This window comes from Ruegeria sp. S263 (genome assembly GCF_056780525.1).
In genome coordinates this window covers 3232448-3254058 of record NZ_CM165558.1, presented here as the reverse complement: position 1 = coordinate 3254058, position 21611 = coordinate 3232448, and the positions used below count along the sequence as shown (strand labels likewise).

The window sequence follows — 21611 nt, the reverse complement described above, 5'->3', positions numbered from 1 at the left end:
CCCATGCGCCAAACCCGGCACATCACTTTCATCCTGATCGAAGAGTTTTCGCACCTTGCCTTTTCATGCGCGGTCGAGCCGCTGCGGATCGCAAATCTCGTCAGTGAGGAACAGCTTTATGACTGGACGCTGGTTTCAGAGGATGGTGAACGCGCGGTCTGTTCCAATGAACTGGTGACATTAGTGCATGGCGGGCTGGACGATCTGCCGAAGACCGACCAGCTTTTTGTGTTGTCCGGCATCCATATGCGCAACCACGTCACCCGCCCTTTGCTGGCGACCCTACGCCGCGAACGGGCGCGGGGAACGGCGATCGGTGCCTTATGTTCGGGCGCATGGCTGCTGGCCGAGGCCGGTTTTCTGGATGGAATGCAGGCGGCAATTCATTGGGAATACCACGACGCCTTTATGGAGGCCTTTCCCGAAGTAAACCTTGTCCGTAGCGTTTTTTTGGCAGATGAAAAGCACATTACCGCGTCCGGCGGTACGGCCACAGCCGACCTGATGTTGCACCTGATTGAGCGCGACCACGGCGAGGAACTGGCCATCGCGGTGGCTGACCAGATGGTTTACAACGCCGTGCGCAATGCCACCGCAAAACAACGCGTTTCGTTGCAATCCAGAAACGGGATGCGTAATGCGCATTTGGCGAAAGCCATCCACATCATGCGAGACTGCATAGAGGCCCCCATGTCTCCGTCTCAGATTGCCGAAGACCTTGGCATTTCGACCCGGCAACTTGAGCGACTGTTTGGAAAATACCTGAATACGTCCCCCAAGAAATATTTTATGGAGTTACGTCTGGAGCGGGCGCAGAAATTGCTGTTGCAAACCGAAGCGTCGGTCACCGAGGTGGCGATGGCTTGCGGGTTCGAAAGCCCGGGCCATTTCTCAAGGGTGTATCGGTCGAGTTTCGGCGTCACCCCGCATGCGCAAAAAAGCAAGATCGATTAAGTCGCTATGATGGGGGAGCTGCTCTGCCCTTGGGCGAGTCGGGCTGGGCAGGCGCTCACCCCCCTTAGTCCCGCTCGTACCCCCTCGTTAAAGTCTTACTGGTAAACAAATCCGCGGGATTGAACTGGTATAGGCGGTGAAATAGGCATAACTGGTACCAGATCATGTCCGTTTTGAGGGCATTTTGCGCGGGAACGCCTGATTTTGTTGCACGGTTCAGCCGGTGCTTGGGGCGAGCCGCGTCACGGCGAAAACAAACTCAGAGCGGATATGTTTGCGTTAAACGCCCATTTGTGTCATTTTTGTAATTGCCAGAAATCGAGGGATTACAGCGAAATAAGGCAGAAAAAAACATTAGAATGAACTTTGAGTTTCCCATGTCCTCATCAAGGGTTTTTACCGGAGGGCTAAAATGAATTTTGAAACACAAGACGCTGCAGTGAGTTCAGCATCGTGCGGTGTTCCTACAAAAATGCGCGAACATCAGATCTGTCAGGCATCCTCGGCGGCAGAAGCAGCGTTTGAACAGATTGCACGCGCTGCCTCTTTCGGTGCGGGTTTGACAGGTGAGTTCCAGAAACGCGTGTTCTCCATTTTCCGGTGGTATTTTCTTTCAGCCTTTTGCACGCGCATGCTTTCAGAGTCAGTGCATCGGTTGGAGCATCAGACGTTGCAGGTATCTATGGATATCTACAGCGCCGTCAGCATGGTGCTGACGGAAAGCGAAATCGAGGAATCGATGGCGCTTGTTCGCACGGAACGCACCTCTTTGACATTGGGTCGGGCGAACGACATCGGTGCCAGAGGTCATACGGTTGGCTGGGTCGCTGCAGGTTTGCATGAAAAAGGTCGCGAATTTCCCGGTGAGATCGAGAATGCCCTGGCGGGTGCGCTGGCTGCGTCCAAGCGATTGAACTGACGCCACCGGCGGCAAGTGGCCCCGCTTACGCAGGCTGGAACCCTCACTAACAATCGGGCGGTTTGCGCTACAGAAGCGCCGGGCAGGGTTGAGTAATCAACATCCTACTCCCGGGCTTCTAACAGACCCCAGGTTTCGCCTCCAAAGCCGCCATTGAACAAAAAGCGGAACCTGGCTGACAGCATGTCGGCCTCGACCGCGGATGTCAGGCCGTCGCCCTTGAAGGCACCCAAGGAAAAGATGAAGTATAGTTCTCCGGTGTCAGTAACTTGGCCGACACCTTCAGCCCGTTGTTGGTTTTGGTCGTCGGAAATAATCGTCCAGTGCAGGCGTGCATAGTTCTTCAGGTCTTCCTCGGCCTGAATCGAGAGGATTCCGTTGTAGCAGCACTGTTCTTCAACATAGGTGTTTGTCGCGTTATCGAAATAACCGTCGAAATACCCCTCCACAAAATACGTGCCGACGATCCGCTCAACGTCTTCGATGGGTTGCATTGTCATCGGGGCAGCCGTCTCCAAGCCTGAGTCTGGATTGCAGTCGCGGCTTTCAAGTGAACCGTCAGGCATGATCGTGTCGCACAGGATCGCGTTTTGCAGCGCTTTCTGGGCGACTTCAAAGTTCTTTTTCAGGGTTTCCTCTTTCTGAGCGTGCTCGGGGTCGTGGACTTCCTCGATAAAGCTGGCATTGGTCAGATCCGCGCCACTGAGATCGGTGCCCAGAAACGAAGTCCCGATCAGGTAAGAGTCATCCAGCAGCGCCCCTTGCAGATCAGCCCAGTTGAAATCGGCGCCATCCAGAAATGCCGCCTTGAAGTCTGCTTTGCGCAAAAATGTTTCTGACAAGTCTGCGTTTCGGATATCGGCGGCCCAGAAATTAGCGCCTTCCATGGACGAACCCCTGAAATTCGCGCGGCGCAAGTCTGCGGCCTCCAGATTGGCCCCTCTCAGAAAGGAACACCTCAGGATTGCACCGGTCAGCCCTGCACCACGCAATTGGGTATTCACCAGATAGGCGCCTGTCATTTCTGCGCCGATCAGGTTCGCGGAACTAAGGTTGGCCCCCCGTAGATCCGAGTTGACCAAAATGGCCGAGGACAGGTTGGCATTGCGCAGATCGGCTTCGCGCATGTCCACGTCGGTCAGTTCGACGGCTTGCAGATCCGCGTTGGCTAGGGACACCCCGATCAGCTTGGTATCCTCCAAGGAAAGAAACGCGCGATTATCAACTGTCGTCGTCGATTGCGGCGTACAGTCATTGTTTTGATAGAACGGGACGACTGTTGCCGGCTGCCTGTGAACAATGAGGTTGGCATCTTTCAGAAACTGAACAACCAGACCCTGCCGTTCGCGGTTGATTTCCCGCATGATGGTCTGCGTCTTGGTTCTTGCGATCGCCAATACCGCCGGTCGGACCCAGACTTTTCCCAAGGACTGTTCCAACTGAAGCTCGCCGATCGCATCGAAATACGCCTGCAGCGCGTTGGTCTGCAATCGGCTTTCATCCCTTTCGCGTTGCCGAAGTGTTTCTTGCTGCTGAATTTCGTTCTGACGTTTGACCGAAATATCGTTCAGCCAGAACCCACCCACCGCCAGAACAAAAGGCACGATCAAAAGGTTTAGGACATCCCACAGCGTGCGCCCCTGAAACCCCGACCAATTCGCACTGAGCGGAGCACCGCAAGACGAACAGGTTCCGGACGCTATATCCGTAAGCTGACCGCAATTCGGACATTTGGTCGTTTGGGGTGGCCGTTTCGTACCCATCCGTCGCTCTCGTCCTTCGGAAACAATAGTTTACTGAGACACGTGCTTTGGTGAGTTATGCCACATTTTCGGAAACTCTGAAAATTTCGCCGAAAACGCGCTGGGACTAACACCAGCCTGTGACAGTGAAATAAGTATTTGATGCACTGCTAGGTCGGAAGATATCTGTCCAGCAGGGCATCGACCAACCCCTCTTGAAGCCGGTCACCGGTCGGCTGGTCCACGCGCAAAATGTCTTCGAGAATGATGAATTGTTCCATTCCGGTTGTCATGGAAAGCCGGTTTGCAAGATCTTCGAACTTTGAAGGGCCCAGAGCAGACCGAACAGGGGTAAGAGCCTCAGCAAAGGCGGCAACGCGTCTGGCCCCCCGCATCTTTACGGTTCCGTCCTGAAGCGATGCTTTGAAGGATTCTGACAAAAATTGGCGAAAATACGCCTCATGCGTGCGCGAGAATTCAAGGTAATACCGCGCCACCGCATGAACACGCCGCCGAACGTCCGATATCCCCTCAAGCAAGTCTGAAGTCGGCCTGACCTCCATGTCCAATGTGGCATCCAGAGCCAGCACCCCGGGATCGGAGAAATACCTGTAAACCGTGGCGCGGCTGATCTGCGCGTGTTCGGCCACTTTCGCCAGGGTTACTTCGGTGCCCTCGGACATGAGCGCACGCGCCGCCGACAAAAGTGCCTCGCGCGTTCGGTTTTTCTGATTTGTCCGTGTTGCCAAGTTCAGGTCCTTTTATGATACACTTGTCTCATAAGTAGATATGTGTATCATAATGACATGAAGATTGAAGTAAAGGGAGTCGCCCGATGACTGAATCTCGTCCACGCATTTATCACCTGCTTGGTAATCTTTTGACCTTTCACGCCTTTCCGGCAGAGACCGGGGATCGCTATACGATTGTCGAGATCAAGACCGCCCCGGGTGCTGGCGCGCCGCCTAATCATCATGCGGGTGAAGACGAAAGTTTCTTCGTGCTGGACGGGGAGTTTGAGTTTCTTGTGGACGGTGAGACCATCAAGGTCTCAGGCGGTGATTTTGTAAAAGTGCCAGATGGCGCGGTTCACGCATTTACTTGTACTAGCGCCCAACCCGGTCGGCTGCTTTGCGTCAATTCTCCGGGCGCCATGCATGACACGTTTTTTACCCAGGCTGGCGAAGCCATGCCCGACGGAACAACCGAGATTCCGGTTATGGACGCGCCCCCTGACATACCGGCGATCATGGCTGTCGCAACAAGCGCCGGTATGACGATCCTGGCACCTGCTGACGCCTGATCCCTTTCAACTGCGCCTGACAAGGCAACAGAGATTTGCCTTGTCTTACCCGTTAGATGCAAAGCCTTTTGGCGCTTAGACACATGTTTCTGGCAGGGATTCATACGTAGACCCGCAGGGCGCTTGCCATATGCGCGGCAGTCCTGCTGTATCGTATGGTTGCCACGTCAACCGAGGGGGTTGCGGCGGGATCAGGGGGTGCGGCGCATAGCCAAAACACCAAGCACTCGCGGAGGCTGTGATGCCCCCCCGACTGTAACCACATTCAGACTTGGAAACCCATTTGGCCGCAATGCGAATGTCATTGGCGCTTTGCAACATGCTGCGTGAACTGCCTCCTTCCACATCATTTGGGTGATTGGAATGGAGATAGACGTATGGCGAATATCGAAAGACTGATTGAGGAGCCCACCTTGGATATGCTGAATGCAAAGATTGCGCAGATGTCCCAATATGGCTGGAAACCGATTGGTTGTCCGAAAAGGTCCAGAACGGGGTTTGTGCAGACTGTACAGCGGATATGTTGTATCTGTTGAATATGATACGGTCTCGCTAACCGAACAATTAGACCCGAATGACAAACCGGTACACCAATGTGGGTCGTAACTGGCGACGATGTGCCAGCGGTGGACGGAGGCCCGGAACGACTAAGTAAGGAACCGAACGCCGATGAGGTATTCCGACATGGTCAAAAACCGATCTTGGCAATGCGCCACGGAATTGGCGATGGCCGGAGAACATGAGCCTGCGGGAAAAATCCTGCACGCCTACGGGTTGATGAAATCAGAAAGCGATGACCTTGAGACTGTCCTGCGCCTAATGCGCGAGGCGCGCGACGACGTGAAAGAACAGGGCAACAGTCAAAAGCCAAAGCACCTGGTTCTGCATTTCGAAGCACATTTTACGGAATAACCCAAACGGGGCTGACCAATTGCGACCAAAGCTGGATGCAGGAGGCGGCAAAACCTATCGATAAACAGCGTTTCACACACGGGTGCCCAATACCGGCGAATTCAGTTTGCTAATCCAGTGTTCGACCGAATTTTCAAACAAAAAAATTTGGGGGCTTGATGGTGCTGCTGGAGAGAATTGAACTCTCGACCTCTCCCTTACCAAGGGACAGGTGGGAATAGACAGCGCCCGCCACAGCCCCAGGAACCCCTTCAATTACAAGCGTATGCAGCCTATTCTGCTGACTGAGGTCGCCACAAGCCCTCACTATAGTGCGCCATATGTGCGCCACACGCCAAACGATGATGAGACGGAAACAATGACAGACAGACAGCCCACGCCCGTGGTGCGCCTGAAGCCCAAACCCGCCGAACCGATCAAGCTCACAGCTCAGCGCGTGGCCAGGCTCAAACCGCGCGCTAAGCCCTATGATGTGCGGGATGCGCAGGCACCGGGCTTAATTGTCCGCGTGCAGCCCGGCGGGTCGGCGTCCTACTATGTGAAGGGGCGTGTTGGCTCTGGCCGGAGGGCTATTGCCCGCAACGTGCGGATAGGGTCGGTTGATGCGGTCACGCTGGCCACGGCGCGCGATGAGGCGCTGCGGCTGCTGGCTGAGATGCGGCAGGGCATAGACCCAACGGACAAACCCGACGCGCTCAGCCTGTCTCAGCTGATTGAAGCATACACTGAACGCTTGGCGCAGCGTGGCGTCGTAAAGCGCAACGATGTGGTTTCCTGCCTGCAGCGTAACCTAAAGCGATACCTCAACCGCCCAGCGGAGGATCTGACGCGGGCGCAGATCGTGGGCGTGATGGATGCGATTGAGGCAGGCGGGCAGCAAAGTGACTATTTGCGCAAGTGCTTGTCCGGTCTGCTGACCTGGGGCGCAAACGCTGGGTATCTGCGCGCAAACGTGCTTGCCGGGTATCGCAGGGACCGGGAAACGCGCAACCAGAAACTCAACACGCGCCCCAAGGTGACGCTGACCACGCCAGAGGAAATTCGTGGTTTCTGGATCGCGACAGGCCAACTGACAAACCCTGTGCATCGCGATCTGCTGCGGTTCATGTTGTTGACCGGACAGAGGCGCAGCGAAACAGCCTGGATGACGCACGCGGACATATCCAGTGACGTTTGGAATATCCCGGCTGCCTTGCACAAGATGGGTGAGGCTGTGCGTGTGCCTCTGGGTACATCATCGCTGTCCCTTGTGGATGCGCAGGAGCGGCTGGCCGGATGTGATCTTGTGTTTCCGGGTCGGCATGGCAAGCGCATCAGCGGGTTTACCCAGCTGCTGAAACCTCTGCGCGTGGCGCTGGGCATATCGGGGTTTGGGTTTCACGCGCTGCGCAGAACATACCGCACAGGTTTGGAAGATTTGGGTGTACCGGAACGGGTTTGTGAGTTGATGATTGGTCACGCCCGCCCTGATTTGCTGGGGCGTTATTCGGCGGCGAACCTGTGGGCGCAGCGGGTTGAGGCCCAGGCGCTATGGGAAACGCACATTGTGAAGGTGGTGTCATGAAGCCGGTACTAACCCCAACCCCGCCCGAACACATCGACGCAGAGGCTGCAACAGCCGTGATTGCGAAACTATGGCACGATTTAGACGTCGCACGCGTGAACGAAACCGAACCGGAAACCCGGATGGGCGCACTTACAGCGGTCTTGGCAGCGGTGGAGGCGTTAGCACCGGAAATACGTCAAACCGCCCTGTTGGGTTCACTAGTGCGTATGCGAGAGGGTTTGCTAAACGACGCCATAGCCGCACGAACGCGGGAAGGTGGACAACCGGCGATTGCGGCTGATGTGCGGTTTGTCCGCTGCCACGCCATAGCCTGCGTACAGTTTCTGGCCAGCGCGGGCGGCATGGCGAAACAGCCTGCACGGCAGGCGGTTAGCAGTATCCTGCGCAGTACGCCTTACATTGCTGCAACGCGCCAGATTACGCGGTGGGAAAACGATTGGTTGCCAAATCAGTACATAGAAAAAGCACACGGCGATATTGCAGAGGCGGCACCAGCGAAGGACGTGGAGATCATAAGGGACGCACTGTCCAGTGGCTACCAAAAGACCGAGCTAAAACCGGATGCTGTTGAATTGGTGCGTCGGGTGTTACTGGCGGCAGTGGCGAAAGCAATTGAGGAAGTGTGACCACTTAAAGTGCTAACGGCTAACTAAAATTAGCGGCAAATCAAAGGCCCACCGATAACGCTCTCATCCGGGTTGAAGCCTTCAATGATAACAGTCGTGGTTACGGACAGGTTCATATTTTTGTTCCCAGGTGCGAAGTTGCCTATCGCCAGGAAAATCTCATTGGTTAGCGAACCAGAACCAACGGTTTCCGTTCCGGTAAAGCTAGATATTTTTTTGCCTGTGCTTTCAACGGTTAATACTGTTCGGTCCAATTCAATTACTATCGGTTCACCTAAATACGAAGTTGTGAACGTAAGCTGTCCTCCTGAAGAGTTTTCTTCAAACAGAACCGGTATAGTACCGACCCAAACCTGATACGGCGCGAACACGCAGTTCTCTGCGGAAGTAGCTGTTGCGAACATGGACAAAGCTATCCCTGCATAAACCCAATGACGCATCTTATTTTCTCCTGAGTTTTTCCACTACTAGCGATAAACGTGACGCGGCCTTTCTCAAACAATCGTTTTGCCTCCATCCAAACCGGTAGCTGACGTGTGTATTTTTTTCCGCATGTCGCAACTCAGTGAAGAGGCAACCAAACATGCGCGAAGATTTCGCTCAAATTATTCAACCCGCGTTGGCCGTATCCGGCGGGCAAATCGAAGCGGACGTACTCTACGACAGTGGCCAGGTGGCGCGCATCCTGAGCGTCAGCACTCGCACGCTGGAGAGGTGGCGCAGTGAGGGCCGGGGGCCAGCTGTGACACGGCTTTATCCCGGTATGCCGCCAAGGTATCGGGGCGCGGATATTCTGGCGTTTCTGGACAGCCGCCGGACTGAGGGCGCGGCATGACTGACGCTGCCGATCAGATTGCGCAGCTGCAGGCTGAAAACGCAGAGCTGCGCGCCAAGTTGCGTTTCCCGAGTTGGCCGCTCTGTCTGCATCCAGATGCGATGTATTCCGACGATGAGACAGCCACGGCGCTGGGCGTGTCCAAGCGCTCGGTTGCCTTGTGGGCGCGTCAGCCGAATGGACCGAAACCCACGCGCCTACACCCGAACATGCGCCGCAAGTATCGCGGCATGGATCTGCTGACCGCCCTGACCAGGGCGCAGGAGGGCTGAGCGATGTTGCGAGATGGGAAATCGGGTGAGGCGATGAACCCTCACCCGCACGCCAAACTCTGCATCACAGTGCAGACGAAACCACGTCGAAACGCGGTGGGCGTACTATGACGGTATCAACACGCAGTGACAACGGGGGCGCTGACCTGAAATCAGGTCAGGTGCGCATCAATAATCACAAGCAAGCGCGCCAGTGGGCATATGCCGTGCTGGGAGCAAACCCGGCGCTGACTCCTAGCGCGCGGATGGTGTTGCTGTATCTGGTGGGCCGGTGGTGGCGAGGCCATGGCAAGCACGGAATTGCCGCATCGGTGCGATACATCCAGCGTAACTTGGGGTGCAGCAAATCATCCGTGGAACGCGCGCTGAACGAACTGCAGCGCGGGCGGGCAATTGAAAACATCGCGCCAGATGGGGAAATGTCCCGGTGGTTACTCAATCCGGGATATTCGGAGGTGCTGGATGACACCCCGCCTGACGCGCAAGAAGCACCAGATAGCGGGGCTGATGATGCGTTGGATGGGGACAGGGGGTGTCCGCAAAATGCAGACACCCCTGACTGCAAAAAGCAGACACCTACCCCCGACCTGTGTCCGCAAAATGCAGACAAGATAATAATACCCACGCCCAGCGCACAAAACGACGCGGCCAACGGCGCCGCAACTGACGCCACGCGCGCGGACGAAATCAACCTCTCCGGCGCTGCTTGGGATCCTGTCCCCTGGTGGTCAGAGTGACGCGCTCTCCGGTCATTCCAGCGCTGCGCCCGTCATGTGGCACCCGCTGCGCTTCCATCCTTGGCGTCTGTCCCTGTGGCGGCGTTTGCGCTGATGCTGGGGAAACGCAGGACGTGTGGATTGCCCTGCGCGACATGTCAGCTGTCCGGTCGGCGGCTGATGATGCGCAACGCCATCCGCACCAGCTGTGCTGTCTCAGCACTGACGCAACAGAACCCACGGGCGCAACATCGCCCCTGTATCCCCCAAGCTCACCACAGGCCGATACGACGCTGCCACGGGCAGAACGGCTGCGTGTTTGGGCGGGGAGAAAAAAACGCAGCGCAACGTCAAACGGAGGAACAGACAACATGCTGAGCATCACAATTTCAGGACGCGTATCGAAGGGCGCGAAACTCACCAAGGCGGGCAATTCCGACGTGTGCAATTTCCGTATATTGGCTGGCCGGGGCGATGACGCACAGATTGTCGGGTGCAGCCTCTGGGGCAAACGCGCTCAGGTGCTGGCGGAACATCTGGTACAGGGCGTTCCGGTCACGGTATCGGGGGCTCTGTCTCTGGAAACCCAAGAGGGCAATTCATACCTGAGCGTGCGCAGCGTGCAGGACATCGCAATTCTGGATACTGCCGAAAATGTGCGGGCCAATCGGGAACGTTATCGTATCAAGCGCAAAGCCGAGAAACAGCAACAAACCACGCAAAGTGCGGTTGGCAGAGGAAGCGGCGTCGTGGATGGGAGGCCGTGGGGTTTGGGGAGCTCAGGCCGACAGGAATAGAACGTTGCCGCTGCAGTTTATCTCATCCCCGCAACGGCTAATCACGTGCCGCTGTTGCGGCACTGTAGTTTTGGCCCGACGGTCATCGCGCCGGTATTGTTTTGACGCCTGCCGCAGTGCTGAGTGCCGTTGGCGCAAGACGCAGGCGAAACACGATGCGGCATTTGAGGAACACTGTCGTTTGTTACGTGTCCAACGTGAAGGACAACCACTGCCCACCGGTACACGAATTTGCGCGGAATGTGGGGAGGCGTTGTTTCCGTTGGCCAAACGCACTGCTCGCTATTGCAGTGGGAGTTGCAGAAGCAGGGCGTGGCGACAGCAGTAAACGTGCAAATCAGTGGTGGCGCTAAAAAAGATGTAAACTGGACTCATGTTTGGTTCTTAAGTTCGTATAGCGTCAAATTTCGTAGTGAGCTCAAGTAGTTTCTGTCTGAGTGGAGGAAACCAGGTTAATTTACCGCTTGGGCTATCCTGCAACCCCACGCCAATCTCATCCCCGATATCGGCGTGGGGTAACTTGCGCAACAAAATACCACATAAACATATGTAAACGTTTGGAAATAGCATAACCATAACGCCGAAACCGTGACGGTATATAGTCGAAGAACAAAGCTATAGCAAAGAAAGTCGAAATTGGCAGAAAATCCTAGGAAACTGCCATAGAACGCAGCAATTCTCATAGAGCCCTTGAATTCTATCAATTAAGTTCGAATAGCTACGGATTTTCTCGTGCAGACCTATGTTGGTTCGAGAAGTGGCGCGCCAGAGTAGGCAACTGTCGGACCATCCATTGAACGGTCCACCGGCCCAGAAAAAATACTATTGCTGCTCCGAAAAAGATAAGAAAAAGCGCGATCCCATCAACATCAAAGTCAGACTGGTTCCAGCCGTATGAAAATTATACTTCTTGAGGAAAACAAAAATGGATTTTGATAAACAAAAGATTGAAGACCTGTTGTGTCGAATTGATGCAATGGTCAATTCTTTGCCCGACACAAAAGATGATAAGATGCATCCGCGCGTAGTATTGTGGGTCGCATTAGGCCAATTGCGAAACGAATTGGGCGTTCCAAGGAAGCAAAGCTGAACAATGGTGCCTAACTGAAAACGCAGTTGTGTTCAAAGGTCGTTCTAGCACAAGCCGTTTGCCGCAAAAATTCTATACCAAAACGGCTAAAAATCTAAAACTGTTGCTTGTGGAAAACTAGGCTTTCTATGCCTTAGTGCAGCCGACTCTTTGTGGCTTGGAGTAGCATGCATTCAAATCGTTTAAGAGTAGGCCGACTTGTTTGACCAAATTTTCCAACATTGTTTCGTAAGTCGGGAAATATTTCAAAAATCTCATTGCGGGTTTCTTCTGCCATTCCATCGACAACATAATCCCCTGGATGAAAACTCTCTGAGAGCGCATCTTCGGCTACAATGATCTCGTGTTGGTCGAATAGTATGTGATAGTATTTCACTTCAGTAATACTGCATTTGTAAATCGTATCACCGTTCACCAAGTGTTTTGCCGCCGCCAAAAAACAATGATCGCCGAAAAGTAATTCTTCCTGCCACCCGCTAATTACCATTCGATGTTGCGGGGAAACAAACAGGTCTCTCGACGGCACGTTATTGCCCAATGCTCCTTGAGAGATGCATATTGGAAGTAGTTTCGGATTCAAGGCTAGATCAATAGCGTCGAGTTTTCGCGAACCTATCCACCGAATTGGTTGGAGTCCGTGGTCCGCTGTGAGAACCAAATCTCCAGGATTTAATTCCTCAATTGGCCGTTTGTTAACGTCTGTTTGGATGAGCGTACCAGCGACAAAGCACGGTACAATATAATCTCCCCTGTCAAGGTCGCCTTCATTGATAGTTCCTGGCGGAATGTCTACCACTCCTTCCGGAGTATAAACTTTCCATTGCCCAGTGTTAGGACCCGTGCTCGGAACGGTTTCAACCACTATCCAAGTGCTACTACCGACAGTGAATGTACCATTAAATGTTCCGATTGGACTCCCGTTTTCAAACAATTGCTCACCAAACTCAAAGGTATTGTTTGAGCCATCGTCGGAAAGAACTCCGTCTGTTGGATCAGTTGAACCCTGTTTGTAGTTCGCGCTAAAACCCGCCTCTTCGTATATAAAGGAAGACGTGAAATCTAAGGAAGCCATATCCACTATTTTCCCAAAGTCGAAGGACCATTAACCTAGTTTTCCCCGATTTTATCATTAGATCAAGTTTTCTAATGGCTAAACCTCCGGTGTACTGGTTGCGCCGTTTTACTTTTTCGCAATCTCCAAGATCGCTGAAATGTCCTGGCGTCCAGCACGGTCCGCAACTCGTTCAATTGGGCGGCGATTGGGCTTGACGTAGTGTTCACTCGCCCATTGCGATTATCATCCGCCAACGACTTTAAGCCGTATATCGTATCGTCTGTTTTTTTCGACCGGACAATGCCCGTACTTTGGTTCGCAGCCTCTGAACTGCGGTACGGGCAATCTGATCCAATATTAAACACTTGCCGTAATATGTATGATCCCGAACACCCAGCCGGGATCGTCTCATGAGTGACTGCACCTCGCCTTCGTGCGGGGTGCAGCCTCTTTTTGAAATCCAGCTTTCGACAAGTCAGCGCCAGAAAGGATGCAAACACCCACACGCAATCTGATCCACGGCTCATGTTGCTTCGTATTGTTTTACGTCTCTTCCCCGAGACACCCGGTTTTTTGGACCAACTTCACCCTGCCTTTGGGCGGGGTGCTTTTTCTCAAGCCAGCTCTACCGAGCCAGAAAAAATGGCCCGAGTTGTACGTAACTTTCAAATCTTGGCGTTCTTACTTCAAACTTTGTCCGAAGTCCTTGTCCGTGCCCCAAGACAGCGCCTTATTGAGATAAGCATCCATGTCACCGCCTCCAAACTCGTCCCACAAACTGTCGAGCAATTCGCTGCACATGTTTGCCATGTTCAGTCTGTACCAAATTGTATTTCTTTTCTGCGGAACCTGCGTTTCGTATTCGATCAACTTCACCAGTTCTGCGTGATCAGTAAAGTTTTGACACTCTGCGCCTGCGGATATGAACCCCGTTACTCTATCAAGTCTTCGATCCTCTGCCTCGCTATACCATTGGTAAAGCGGGAACACCGCAATAGCTGCGGCGGCTATTACAATCAGTCGTTCAGCAACTTCTATAATTGCGCGAAAATTCGTTAACATTTTGTGCCCCTCTCAAGAATACATGGAAGGTATGACATGGTTTTCTTTACCGAGGAAAAAGTCTCGTCTCAGCGCGGGGTAGGCGACGCGGGTTTTATGCATGACCGACCGGCCCGCGTAGTTCTGGCTCTGTCGGTAAGGCATGATCAGGTGGTTTGACACCGTGCTCGGTAAGCCACTCGAAAATTACCCTCCAGTCGTCCTGTACGGATGGCCGGCTGCAATACTCGCGCCATACACCAACCACAGTTCAAGATTACGAGCTGCACTGCCTGTCGAGCTGAGTAGTGGATGATTAGAGTTTCAGCTGTGCTCCAAACGGTACTGATGGGGTGTTGCAACCACGCAAAATAACTTCAACGTGCGCCACATGTGAGCCACGGGTGGACATCTCATTTGGATTGCAGAGCGGTAACTAATTGAAAAGATGGTGCTGCTGGAGAGAATTGAACTCTCGACCTCTCCCTTACCAAGGGAGTGCTCTACCTCTGAGCTACAGCAGCGCTGTGGGCGGGTGATTAGACTCAAACGAAACGGTGCGCAAGGGTGTCTGGACGGTTTTTTTCGCCTCCTGTAGAGAAAGACTATGGCAGATAGAAATACACCTAAAAAACACGGTAAACCCGGTGACGCACGCGAGGAACGGCTGAAGGCCGCGCTTAAGGCGAATATGGCGCGGCGCAAGGCGCAGGCCAAGGCGCGTGCGACATCTGGGGACAAGGCCGGCAAGGACGAGGGATAAGAGCAGATGGATTCGATTCTGGTGACGGGCAACGGGCCGCTGAACGGTCAGATACCGATTGCGGGGGCCAAGAATGCGTGCCTGACCCTGATGCCCGCCACGTTGCTAAGCGATGAACCGCTGACGCTTACCAATGCGCCGCGGCTGAGTGACATCAAGACCATGACCGCCCTGTTGCAATCGCTGGGCGCCGAGGTGTCGGCGCTGCAGGACGGGCAAGTGCTGGCAATGTCCAGCCATGACCTGACGAGCCATACGGCCGATTATGAGATCGTGCGCAAGATGCGGGCTTCGAATCTGGTGCTAGGCCCGCTGCTGGCGCGGTTTGGTGAGGCTGTGGTCTCGCTTCCCGGCGGTTGCGCGATCGGTGCGCGACCAATGGACTTGCACGTCGAAGGGCTTGAGGCGCTGGGCGCCGAGATCGAGTTGAAAGACGGTTATCTACATGCCAAGGCTTCAGGTGGGCTGAAGGGCGCTGTGCATGAGATGCGTTTTGCATCCGTCGGTGCGACCGAAAACATTGTGATGGCAGCGACATTGGCCAAGGGCACCACGGTTCTGAAAAACGCAGCGCGCGAACCCGAGATTGTCGATCTGGTGGAATGCCTGCGCAAGATGGGCGCGCAGATCGCCGGTGAGGGCACGTCGACCATCGAAATTCAGGGCGTCGACCGTTTGCACGGCGCGACCCATCAGGTTGTGACCGACCGGATTGAACTGGGCACCTATATGCTGGCTCCGGCCATGTGCGGAGGTGAGGTCGAATTGCTGGGTGGCCGTATGTCTCTGGTCGAAAGCTTCGCGGCGAAACTGGATGCCGCAGGTGTGAATGTCACCGAAACCGATAAGGGTTTGAAAGTCGCACGCAAGAACGGTCGCGTCAGCGCAGTTGATGTGGTCACCGAACCATTCCCGGGTTTTCCGACGGACCTGCAGGCGCAGATGATGGCATTGATGTGTACGGCCGAGGGGACATCTGTTCTAGAAGAGCGTATCTTTGAAAACCGGTTCATGCACGCACCCGAACTGGTGCGTATGGGGGCCGACATCGAAGTGCATGGCGGCACGGCCACCGTGACAGGGGTCGAGCGGTTAAAAGGCGCGCCCGTCATGGCGACGGATCTGCGTGCGTCGGTATCGCTGATTTTGGCGGGATTGGCGGCAGAAGGTGAAACGACGGTCAGCCGGGTCTATCATCTGGATCGCGGATATGAACATGTGGTGCGCAAGCTCGAAGGCGTGGGTGCCAAGATTGAACGGATCAAGAACCAATGACTGATGCAAGTTTCCACGACGGTCGCGAGGCCCCTCTGAACCTGGGCGCGCAGGACCCTGACGACCTACAGGTGATCTCGACGCTCACTCAGGACGCGGTGTTTCCGATCACCGAGATGACGTGGCGCCCGTCGCAACGTCGTTTTGGCCTGCTGCTCAATCGTTTTCGGTGGGAAGACAAGGAGGCTGCTACCCTTCGCGATCGGCCATTCGAGCGGGTGCAGTCGGTGTTGGTCTTTGACTCGGTCCTTTCGGTTGCCAGCCAGGGTATCGACCGCAGCGACAAGGACATGGTCATGTCACTGTTGTCGGTCGATTTCGAGGCCGCAGAGGATGGTGCAGGTCAGGTCTTGCTAACCTTGGCCGGAGATGGCGCAATTCGCCTGACGGTCGAGGCGCTGGACGCCACCCTGAAGGATGTCACCCGACCGTATCAGGCTCCATCCGGGCAGGCCCCGCACCATCCGGAATAAGCGCGGCATAGCGCAGGCGTTCTCTGGGCCATCCACGGGTCTGGAGCTGCGTCGCGCGACCGTGTTTGACGTGTTTCAGATTAGCCGGGTTCTGACCCGGTCGATCACCTATCTTTGCGCTGGTGACCACCATAAAGACGCCGCTCTGCTGGCGGCGTGGACGGGTAACAAGGATCCTCAGACCATAAGGCGATGGATACAGTCGGGGGCGACCCTCTGGCTGGCCGAGGTAGATGGCGTCGTCGCTGGTGTCGGTGGGGTGCGCCACGGGGCGGAACTCTCGCTACTTTACGTCGATCCTGCTTATGTGCGGCGCGGGATCGGGTTGGCGCTGCTGATCCGATTGGAGCATGAACTGGCCGGGCAGGGATGCACGACGGCGCATCTGAATGCCACGACAACTGCCCGCGCGTTCTATCGTCGCTATGGGTGGTTAGATGTAGGCGCGCCGACAAACTGGCTTGGTATGCCGCATTATCCGATGCGCAAATCGCTGCACCCTGCTGCTGAAGGGTTGAGGCCAGCCCATCCGGGCGATATGTCCCGGTGAAACGCCCCGGAGTGCACATATGCCCGTCTTTCTAGATACGACCTCGCGCGAATTCGAACCGGCGTTCAAGGCGCTGTTGTCCGCCAAGCGCGAGGATAGCCCCGACGTTGACGCCGTTGTGGCACAGATTATTGAAGATGTGCGCACCCGTGGTGACGCGGCAGTCATAGAACTGACCGCAAAATTTGACCGGCTTGATTTAACGCCCGATACATTGGCTTTTTCAGCGGCTGAAATTTCCGAAGCCGTGGCACAGGTCACGCCCGATGATCGCGCCGCCTTGGAATTAGCTGCAAACCGAATTCGGGCATATCATGAACGGCAGATGCCGTCTGGTGATCAATGGGTTGACGAAACCGGTGCGACATTGGGCTGGCGCTGGTCTGCTGTATCGGCGGCTGGCTTGTATGTGCCGGGTGGTTTGGCCTCGTACCCGTCCTCTGTGTTGATGAATGCCATTCCGGCAAAGGTGGCAGGAGTTGAGCGGCTGGCGATTGCCGTGCCGACGCCGGACGGTCAAGTGAACCCGCTGGTTTTGCTGGCGGCGCAACTTTCGGGTGTGGATGAGATTTACCGCATTGGCGGAGCACAGGCGATCGCGGCGTTGGCCTATGGCACGGGCACGATTGCTCCGGTCGACAAGATTACCGGACCGGGCAACGCCTTTGTCGCCGCCGCAAAGCGTCGTGTCTTCGGCAAGGTCGGCATCGACATGATCGCTGGGCCCTCTGAGATTTTGGTGATTGCCGACAAGGATAACGACCCGGATTGGATTGCACTGGACTTGCTGAGTCAGGCCGAGCACGACGAAAGCGCGCAGTCGATCCTGATCACGAACGATGCTTCGTTTGGGCAGGACGTAGCAAAGGCCGTGGCGAAACGGCTTGAAACGCTGCAGCGGAGCGCGATCGCCGGTGCCAGTTGGCGTGATTTCGGGGCGATCATAACAGTGCGCGATCTGGATGAGGCGGCGGAGTTGTCCAACCGAATCGCACCCGAGCATCTAGAGCTGTGCGTGTCTGATCCAGTCGCGCTTAGTGAAAAAACGGTCCATGCAGGTGCTATCTTTCTTGGGCAATACACCCCCGAAGCGATCGGAGATTATGTCGGCGGCCCCAACCACGTGCTGCCCACGGCGCGGTCAGCGCGCTTTTCGTCGGGCCTTAGCGTTATGGAATTCCTCAAGCGGACCACCCTTAGCCAGATGACGCCCGAGGCATTGCGCGAAATTGGCCCCGCGGCCGAGCAACTGGCCCAGTCAGAAAGCCTTGAGGCACATGGTCTGTCCGTCACGGCACGGCTCAAACGGCTGAACGAGTGAAAGCTTGGCGGCCCAAAGTTGGAACCCGACACGCATCTGACCCACTGGCATCCCGGTATGTTCGCCGACCCATTGCTACAAAAGAGCAAATTGACCCAGCGGAGCCGTCGATTTGATCCATTCCCGCGTTGTCCAATTATTTCTGTTGCGATAAGCCTGATCCGACCTGAACGGACTGCACACACATGACCCGCATTTCGCATATCGAACTGGATGACCGCAATCTGCCTCCGCCGACCCCTGAGATCGAGCAGGAGCGCAAGGTCGCGATCTATGATCTGTTGGAAGACAACTCGTTTGTCCTGCCCAAACGCGGGGACAGGGTTGTGCCAGACGGTCCCTACCATGTGCAGTTGTCGATCCGCGACAAACGGCTGGTGTTCGACATCGCGACCGAGGTCGAGGAGAAAGCGGCCGAATTCCATCTTTCGCTGGGGCCGTTCAAGCAGGTGGTGAAGGATTACTTCCAGATTTGCGAAAGTTATTTTGATGCGGTGAAGTCTCTGCCGCCCAGCCAAATCGAAACCATCGACATGGCCCGGCGCGGCATCCATAACGAGGGCAGCCGGGTCCTGCAGGAGCGGCTGGAAGGTAAAGCCGAAGTCGATACCGACACCGCCCGCCGCTTGTTCACGCTGATCTGCGTGCTGCATTTCGGGGGGTGACGGGTGACGCCTCTGCCGCAGTCCATCCTGTTCTGTTGCGACCATAATTCGGTTCGGTCACCCATGGCCGAAGGTATCATGAAAAAATTCTATGGCACCGGCACATATGTCCAGTCCGCCGGTGTTCACAATGACTTGGAAATCGACGGGTTCTGCATTGCAGTGTGCCAGGAAATCGGTGTTGAACTGTCCCGCCATCGTTCACGCTCGTTTGATGAGATGCAGGAATGGGGCGACGACCTCAGCTCGTTTGACCTGATCGTCGCGCTGTCGCCCGCCAGCCAGCGCCGGGCGCTGGACTTAACCCGGATTTTTCATCTGGATGTCGATTATTGGCCAATAATGGACCCTACTGGACTGGGCGAGAACCGCGAAGAAAAGCTACATCACTACCGACAGACCCGCGATCAGATCATCAAGCATCTGAAAGACCGCTGGGGCGAGCCTACGGAGTGATCATGAACGAGACCGTCAAAACCTACTTCAACGCCTTCAACGCAGGTGATGTGGAGGGCATGTTGGCGTGCCTGTCCGACGATGTGGCCCACCATGTGAACGAAGGCCAAATTCGGGTTGGCAAAGAACAGTTCGCAGCCTTTTGCGCCCATATGAATCGCTGCTACCGCGAGAACCTGACCGACATCGTGGTGTTCGACGCCGAAGGCGGCACCCGCGCGGCGGCCGAATTCACCGTGAACGGCACCTATCTGGAAACTGATGAAGGCTTGCCCGAAGCGCATGGGCAGACCTATCGCCTTCCTGCGGGCTCGTTCTTTGATCTAAAGAGCGGAAAAATTACCCGCGTTACGACCTTCTACAACCTCGCTGATTGGACCAAACAGGTCTCGAATGGCTGAGGTTACAGCCGTCCGCCCCCTGACCGGAGCGGCGTTGGAGGCCGCTCTGGACGATGTCGCGCGCTTGCGGATCGAAGTGTTTCGGGCGTGGCCTTACCTTTATGACGGCGATCTGGATTACGAACGGAAATACCTGCAATCCTACCGTGATAGCGACAAGTCCATCGTTGTAGGTGCCTTTGATAGTAATCGGCTGATCGGCGCATCCACCGGTGCCCCTCTGACTGATCATTCCGACGATTTCGCAGCGGCTTTTGAGGGCGCAGGTCTGGACCTGTCGCAAATCTTCTACTGTGCGGAATCCGTTTTGCTGTCGGACTATCGGGGGCAGGGTGTTGGCCACAAGTTCTTCGATCTACGCGAGGCGCATGCCCGTGAACTGGGATTCAAGAAATGTGCCTTCTGCGCGGTGCAACGCCCGGTGGATCATCCGATGCGGCCCGATAATTACCGCCCGCTGGACGCGTTCTGGCGCGCGCGCGGGTATGAGCCTCTGCCCGGTGTAGTTGCGCAGTTTTCGTGGAAGGATATAAGCGAAGAGGCCGAGACAAAGAAACCGTTGCAATTCTGGATCAGGGATCTGAACGCGTAGCTTCGCTGTCAGGTATCAACGGGTCTGTCTGCGGCTGAGAAGACCATATTTCACCGCCCACCCTCGAAAAGACCGGCGTCTGGGCTTTTCCTGTTGAACTTCGGACTTAGTTTGCGCCCCGCCTTTTCGATTGAACTCGAATACGTCGATGACGCGTTCGGCGCAGCCACAGGCCTCGCCCATGCCAACTTTGGCGAAGTAGAACTTTTCGAAGCTTTCAGGGTTTTGCATGGGGGTCCTCTTGTCCCTATTGAACCAAGTCGCGGCCTTTTTGCCAATTCACTTTCCTGTCGGGTCGCGTCGGGGTGTATACAGATCGCGCGCTCCTGACTTAGTGTTGCACCAATCCAGAACCGAAGGATCCCTCAGATGAAAGTCGCAACCGCCGCCTATGACCTCGACTGGCTCGACAGTTGGGCACAGTATGAGGACAAGTTGGATCGCTGGGTCAGCGATGCGGTTAGGCAAGGGGCCGAACTGCTGGTCTTTCCCGAATACGGCGCGATGGAATTGTCGACGCTGGACGGGGCAGAGGTAGCCGGCAATTTGGAGCGGTCGATCCACGCAGTTTCCGACCGGATGGAAGACGTGCACACCCTGCATCAGCGACTGGCCCGTGAGTACAAGGTTTATATTCTGGGGGCATCGGCCCCGGTTGTGGGCGGGCCGGGGCGCCCAGTGAATCGGGCTGAGCTTTATGCGCCGGATGGCGGACAGGATCATCAGGACAAACAGATCATGACCCGGTTCGAGCGCGAGCAGTGGGACATCGCCCCCGGCGGCCCGCTAAAACTGTTCGACACTGCGCTGGGCAAGATCGGCGTGCTGATCTGTTACGACAGCGAGTTCCCTTTGCTGGGCCGCGCGCTGAGCGAGGCAGACTTGATCCTTGTACCGTCCTGCACCGAGGCATTGTCCGGCTATTGGCGCGTGCGGATTGGCGCGATGTCCAGAGCATTGGAAAATCAATGCGTTACAGTGATGGCCTCCCTGGTGCGAAGCAATGACTGGTCCGAGGCTGTGGATATGAACACCGGCACCGGCGGTATTTTCGGGCCGCCTGACAAGGGATTCCCCGCAACTGGCGTGCTGGCGGAAGGCGCGCTTAATCAGCCCGGCTGGACCTTCGCGGAAATCGACCTTGGCGCTATCGCGACGGTTCGTGCGGACGGACGCGTGCTGAACCGCAGCCATTGGGACGAGCAGACCACCCGAGTCGAATCCGTCACATTATCCCGACTTTAGCGATTCCGGCCTTGAAATAAGCCCAAAATAGGCTCATTTAGG

At 55.6% G+C, this 21611-nt stretch carries 27 protein-coding genes and 1 tRNA gene; 21 read left to right on the top strand and 7 right to left on the bottom strand.

All coding sequences use genetic code 11. The features are described from left to right. Window positions 1-3: 3 nt before the first annotated feature. Both ACT2B1_RS16070 and ACT2B1_RS16065 read left to right on the top strand, forming a co-directional pair. Window positions 4-954 (top strand): GlxA family transcriptional regulator, encoded by a 951-nt coding sequence (locus tag ACT2B1_RS16070; protein WP_481668161.1) that lies wholly within the window; start codon window positions 4-6, stop codon window positions 952-954. Window positions 955-1366: 412 nt separating this feature from the next. Beyond that, complete coding sequence (locus tag ACT2B1_RS16065) at window positions 1367-1873, top strand: hypothetical protein (protein WP_171126205.1); 507 nt, start codon at window positions 1367-1369, stop codon at window positions 1871-1873. Window positions 1874-1977: 104 nt separating this feature from the next. Here ACT2B1_RS16065 and ACT2B1_RS16060 read toward each other — a convergent pair whose 3' ends face one another. Then, window positions 1978-3636 (bottom strand): pentapeptide repeat-containing protein, encoded by a 1659-nt coding sequence (locus ACT2B1_RS16060; protein ID WP_481668160.1) that lies wholly within the window; start codon window positions 3634-3636, stop codon window positions 1978-1980. 149 nt (window positions 3637-3785) lie between these two features. Further along, window positions 3786-4364: a TetR/AcrR family transcriptional regulator gene (locus ACT2B1_RS16055; protein ID WP_171123616.1), complete on the bottom strand. Its 579-nt coding sequence runs from the start codon at window positions 4362-4364 to the stop codon at window positions 3786-3788. 86 nt (window positions 4365-4450) lie between these two features. On the opposite strand from ACT2B1_RS16055, the gene ACT2B1_RS16050 reads away from it, so the two are divergent. The 4 genes from ACT2B1_RS16050 to ACT2B1_RS16035 all read left to right on the top strand — a co-directional run bounded on the left by ACT2B1_RS16050 (window position 4451) and on the right by ACT2B1_RS16035 (window position 8023). Next, complete coding sequence (locus ACT2B1_RS16050) at window positions 4451-4918, top strand: cupin domain-containing protein (protein WP_171241452.1); 468 nt, start codon at window positions 4451-4453, stop codon at window positions 4916-4918. Window positions 4919-5587: 669 nt separating this feature from the next. Continuing rightward, window positions 5588-5830 (top strand): hypothetical protein, encoded by a 243-nt coding sequence (locus ACT2B1_RS16045; RefSeq protein ID WP_171123612.1) that lies wholly within the window; start codon window positions 5588-5590, stop codon window positions 5828-5830. 358 nt (window positions 5831-6188) lie between these two features. Continuing rightward, window positions 6189-7394 (top strand): tyrosine-type recombinase/integrase, encoded by a 1206-nt coding sequence (locus ACT2B1_RS16040; protein ID WP_481668159.1) that lies wholly within the window; start codon window positions 6189-6191, stop codon window positions 7392-7394. Further along, window positions 7391-8023 (top strand): hypothetical protein, encoded by a 633-nt coding sequence (locus ACT2B1_RS16035; RefSeq protein ID WP_481668158.1) that lies wholly within the window; start codon window positions 7391-7393, stop codon window positions 8021-8023. Before ACT2B1_RS16040 ends, ACT2B1_RS16035 begins: the two co-directional genes overlap by 4 nt. A gap of 29 nt (window positions 8024-8052) precedes the next feature. Here the strand turns inward: ACT2B1_RS16035 and ACT2B1_RS16030 are convergent, their stop codons facing one another. Beyond that, window positions 8053-8463 carry a hypothetical protein gene (locus ACT2B1_RS16030; RefSeq protein ID WP_481668157.1) on the bottom strand — a complete coding sequence of 137 codons (411 nt, stop codon included), beginning with the start codon at window positions 8461-8463 and terminating at the stop codon, window positions 8053-8055. Between the two features lie 143 nt (window positions 8464-8606). On the opposite strand from ACT2B1_RS16030, the gene ACT2B1_RS16025 reads away from it, so the two are divergent. The 5 genes from ACT2B1_RS16025 (at window position 8607) to ACT2B1_RS16005 (ending at window position 11733) form a co-directional block, all read left to right on the top strand. Next, the gene (locus tag ACT2B1_RS16025) at window positions 8607-8858 is read left to right on the top strand and encodes a helix-turn-helix domain-containing protein (protein WP_481668156.1); all 252 of its coding nucleotides are present in this window, start codon (window positions 8607-8609) and stop codon (window positions 8856-8858) included. After that, window positions 8855-9130: a hypothetical protein gene (locus ACT2B1_RS16020; protein WP_481668155.1), complete on the top strand. Its 276-nt coding sequence runs from the start codon at window positions 8855-8857 to the stop codon at window positions 9128-9130. Before ACT2B1_RS16025 ends, ACT2B1_RS16020 begins: the two co-directional genes overlap by 4 nt. A 107-nt stretch (window positions 9131-9237) precedes the next feature. Then, window positions 9238-9867, top strand: coding sequence for a helix-turn-helix domain-containing protein (locus ACT2B1_RS16015; protein WP_481668154.1), 630 nt, complete (start codon window positions 9238-9240; stop codon window positions 9865-9867). Then, window positions 9864-10643, top strand: a complete 780-nt coding sequence (locus ACT2B1_RS16010) for a single-stranded DNA-binding protein (protein WP_481668153.1) — start codon at window positions 9864-9866, stop codon at window positions 10641-10643. The genes ACT2B1_RS16015 and ACT2B1_RS16010 overlap by 4 nt, the downstream gene beginning before the upstream one ends. Window positions 10644-11568: 925 nt before the next feature. Then, the gene (locus ACT2B1_RS16005) at window positions 11569-11733 is read left to right on the top strand and encodes a hypothetical protein (RefSeq protein WP_481668152.1); all 165 of its coding nucleotides are present in this window, start codon (window positions 11569-11571) and stop codon (window positions 11731-11733) included. A gap of 133 nt (window positions 11734-11866) precedes the next feature. Here ACT2B1_RS16005 and ACT2B1_RS16000 read toward each other — a convergent pair whose 3' ends face one another. From ACT2B1_RS16000 to ACT2B1_RS15990, 3 genes are all read right to left on the bottom strand, one after another. Continuing rightward, complete coding sequence (locus ACT2B1_RS16000; RefSeq protein WP_481668151.1) at window positions 11867-12805, bottom strand: Hint domain-containing protein; 939 nt, start codon at window positions 12803-12805, stop codon at window positions 11867-11869. A 663-nt stretch (window positions 12806-13468) separates the two neighbouring features. After that, entirely contained in the window at window positions 13469-13849 is a 381-nt protein-coding gene (locus tag ACT2B1_RS15995; RefSeq protein ID WP_481668150.1) for a hypothetical protein, read from the bottom strand. Between the two features lie 428 nt (window positions 13850-14277). Then, a tRNA-Thr gene (locus tag ACT2B1_RS15990) sits at window positions 14278-14352 on the bottom strand. An 83-nt stretch (window positions 14353-14435) separates the two neighbouring features. Between ACT2B1_RS15990 and ACT2B1_RS15985 the strand changes: the two genes are divergently transcribed. From ACT2B1_RS15985 to ACT2B1_RS15945, 9 genes are all read left to right on the top strand, one after another. Next, complete coding sequence (locus ACT2B1_RS15985; RefSeq protein WP_171123585.1) at window positions 14436-14591, top strand: hypothetical protein; 156 nt, start codon at window positions 14436-14438, stop codon at window positions 14589-14591. Between the two features lie 6 nt (window positions 14592-14597). Continuing rightward, window positions 14598-15866, top strand: coding sequence for a UDP-N-acetylglucosamine 1-carboxyvinyltransferase (murA, locus tag ACT2B1_RS15980; RefSeq protein ID WP_171123583.1), 1269 nt, complete (start codon window positions 14598-14600; stop codon window positions 15864-15866). After that, window positions 15863-16339, top strand: coding sequence for a DUF2948 family protein (locus ACT2B1_RS15975; RefSeq protein WP_171123581.1), 477 nt, complete (start codon window positions 15863-15865; stop codon window positions 16337-16339). Before murA ends, ACT2B1_RS15975 begins: the two co-directional genes overlap by 4 nt. Continuing rightward, entirely contained in the window at window positions 16284-16889 is a 606-nt protein-coding gene (locus tag ACT2B1_RS15970) for a GNAT family N-acetyltransferase (protein WP_481668149.1), read from the top strand. The genes ACT2B1_RS15975 and ACT2B1_RS15970 overlap by 56 nt, the downstream gene beginning before the upstream one ends. Before the next feature lie 19 nt (window positions 16890-16908). Continuing rightward, on the top strand, window positions 16909-18210 hold the full coding sequence (gene hisD, locus ACT2B1_RS15965) for a histidinol dehydrogenase (RefSeq protein ID WP_481668148.1): 1302 nt from the start codon (window positions 16909-16911) through the stop codon (window positions 18208-18210). 185 nt (window positions 18211-18395) lie between these two features. Next, a complete protein-coding gene (locus ACT2B1_RS15960) occupies window positions 18396-18875 on the top strand; it encodes a UPF0262 family protein (protein WP_481668147.1) in 480 nt (159 codons plus the stop codon). Between the two features lie 3 nt (window positions 18876-18878). After that, window positions 18879-19331 (top strand): arsenate-mycothiol transferase ArsC, encoded by a 453-nt coding sequence (locus ACT2B1_RS15955; RefSeq protein ID WP_171123576.1) that lies wholly within the window; start codon window positions 18879-18881, stop codon window positions 19329-19331. Window positions 19332-19333: 2 nt separating this feature from the next. Next, the gene (locus tag ACT2B1_RS15950) at window positions 19334-19732 is read left to right on the top strand and encodes a ketosteroid isomerase-related protein (protein ID WP_171241443.1); all 399 of its coding nucleotides are present in this window, start codon (window positions 19334-19336) and stop codon (window positions 19730-19732) included. Continuing rightward, complete coding sequence (locus ACT2B1_RS15945; RefSeq protein ID WP_481668146.1) at window positions 19725-20324, top strand: GNAT family N-acetyltransferase; 600 nt, start codon at window positions 19725-19727, stop codon at window positions 20322-20324. Before ACT2B1_RS15950 ends, ACT2B1_RS15945 begins: the two co-directional genes overlap by 8 nt. Window positions 20325-20339: 15 nt before the next feature. On the opposite strand, the gene ACT2B1_RS15940 is transcribed toward ACT2B1_RS15945, so the two are convergent. After that, window positions 20340-20555, bottom strand: coding sequence for a hypothetical protein (locus ACT2B1_RS15940; RefSeq protein WP_171211971.1), 216 nt, complete (start codon window positions 20553-20555; stop codon window positions 20340-20342). A 138-nt stretch (window positions 20556-20693) separates the two neighbouring features. On the opposite strand from ACT2B1_RS15940, the gene ACT2B1_RS15935 reads away from it, so the two are divergent. Further along, on the top strand, window positions 20694-21569 hold the full coding sequence (locus tag ACT2B1_RS15935; RefSeq protein WP_171123569.1) for a carbon-nitrogen hydrolase family protein: 876 nt from the start codon (window positions 20694-20696) through the stop codon (window positions 21567-21569). The last annotated feature ends 42 nt before the right edge of the window (window positions 21570-21611 follow it).

Coding starts and splice junctions, on each gene's coding strand:
- ACT2B1_RS16070 (WP_481668161.1), top strand. CDS start 4: ATGCGCCAAACCCGGCACATCACTTTCATCCTGATCGAAGAGTTTTCG.
- ACT2B1_RS16065 (WP_171126205.1), top strand. CDS start 1,367: ATGAATTTTGAAACACAAGACGCTGCAGTGAGTTCAGCATCGTGCGGT.
- ACT2B1_RS16060 (WP_481668160.1), bottom strand. CDS start 3,636: ATGGGTACGAAACGGCCACCCCAAACGACCAAATGTCCGAATTGCGGT.
- ACT2B1_RS16050 (WP_171241452.1), top strand. CDS start 4,451: ATGACTGAATCTCGTCCACGCATTTATCACCTGCTTGGTAATCTTTTG.
- ACT2B1_RS16045 (WP_171123612.1), top strand. CDS start 5,588: ATGAGGTATTCCGACATGGTCAAAAACCGATCTTGGCAATGCGCCACG.
- ACT2B1_RS16040 (WP_481668159.1), top strand. CDS start 6,189: ATGACAGACAGACAGCCCACGCCCGTGGTGCGCCTGAAGCCCAAACCC.
- ACT2B1_RS16035 (WP_481668158.1), top strand. CDS start 7,391: ATGAAGCCGGTACTAACCCCAACCCCGCCCGAACACATCGACGCAGAG.
- ACT2B1_RS16030 (WP_481668157.1), bottom strand. CDS start 8,463: ATGCGTCATTGGGTTTATGCAGGGATAGCTTTGTCCATGTTCGCAACA.
- ACT2B1_RS16025 (WP_481668156.1), top strand. CDS start 8,607: ATGCGCGAAGATTTCGCTCAAATTATTCAACCCGCGTTGGCCGTATCC.
- ACT2B1_RS16020 (WP_481668155.1), top strand. CDS start 8,855: ATGACTGACGCTGCCGATCAGATTGCGCAGCTGCAGGCTGAAAACGCA.
- ACT2B1_RS16015 (WP_481668154.1), top strand. CDS start 9,238: ATGACGGTATCAACACGCAGTGACAACGGGGGCGCTGACCTGAAATCA.
- ACT2B1_RS16005 (WP_481668152.1), top strand. CDS start 11,569: ATGGATTTTGATAAACAAAAGATTGAAGACCTGTTGTGTCGAATTGAT.
- ACT2B1_RS16000 (WP_481668151.1), bottom strand. CDS start 12,805: ATGGCTTCCTTAGATTTCACGTCTTCCTTTATATACGAAGAGGCGGGT.
- ACT2B1_RS15995 (WP_481668150.1), bottom strand. CDS start 13,849: ATGTTAACGAATTTTCGCGCAATTATAGAAGTTGCTGAACGACTGATT.
- ACT2B1_RS15985 (WP_171123585.1), top strand. CDS start 14,436: ATGGCAGATAGAAATACACCTAAAAAACACGGTAAACCCGGTGACGCA.
- murA (WP_171123583.1), top strand. CDS start 14,598: ATGGATTCGATTCTGGTGACGGGCAACGGGCCGCTGAACGGTCAGATA.
- ACT2B1_RS15975 (WP_171123581.1), top strand. CDS start 15,863: ATGACTGATGCAAGTTTCCACGACGGTCGCGAGGCCCCTCTGAACCTG.
- ACT2B1_RS15970 (WP_481668149.1), top strand. CDS start 16,284: ATGTCACCCGACCGTATCAGGCTCCATCCGGGCAGGCCCCGCACCATC.
- hisD (WP_481668148.1), top strand. CDS start 16,909: ATGCCCGTCTTTCTAGATACGACCTCGCGCGAATTCGAACCGGCGTTC.
- ACT2B1_RS15960 (WP_481668147.1), top strand. CDS start 18,396: ATGACCCGCATTTCGCATATCGAACTGGATGACCGCAATCTGCCTCCG.
- ACT2B1_RS15950 (WP_171241443.1), top strand. CDS start 19,334: ATGAACGAGACCGTCAAAACCTACTTCAACGCCTTCAACGCAGGTGAT.
- ACT2B1_RS15945 (WP_481668146.1), top strand. CDS start 19,725: ATGGCTGAGGTTACAGCCGTCCGCCCCCTGACCGGAGCGGCGTTGGAG.
- ACT2B1_RS15940 (WP_171211971.1), bottom strand. CDS start 20,555: ATGCAAAACCCTGAAAGCTTCGAAAAGTTCTACTTCGCCAAAGTTGGC.
- ACT2B1_RS15935 (WP_171123569.1), top strand. CDS start 20,694: ATGAAAGTCGCAACCGCCGCCTATGACCTCGACTGGCTCGACAGTTGG.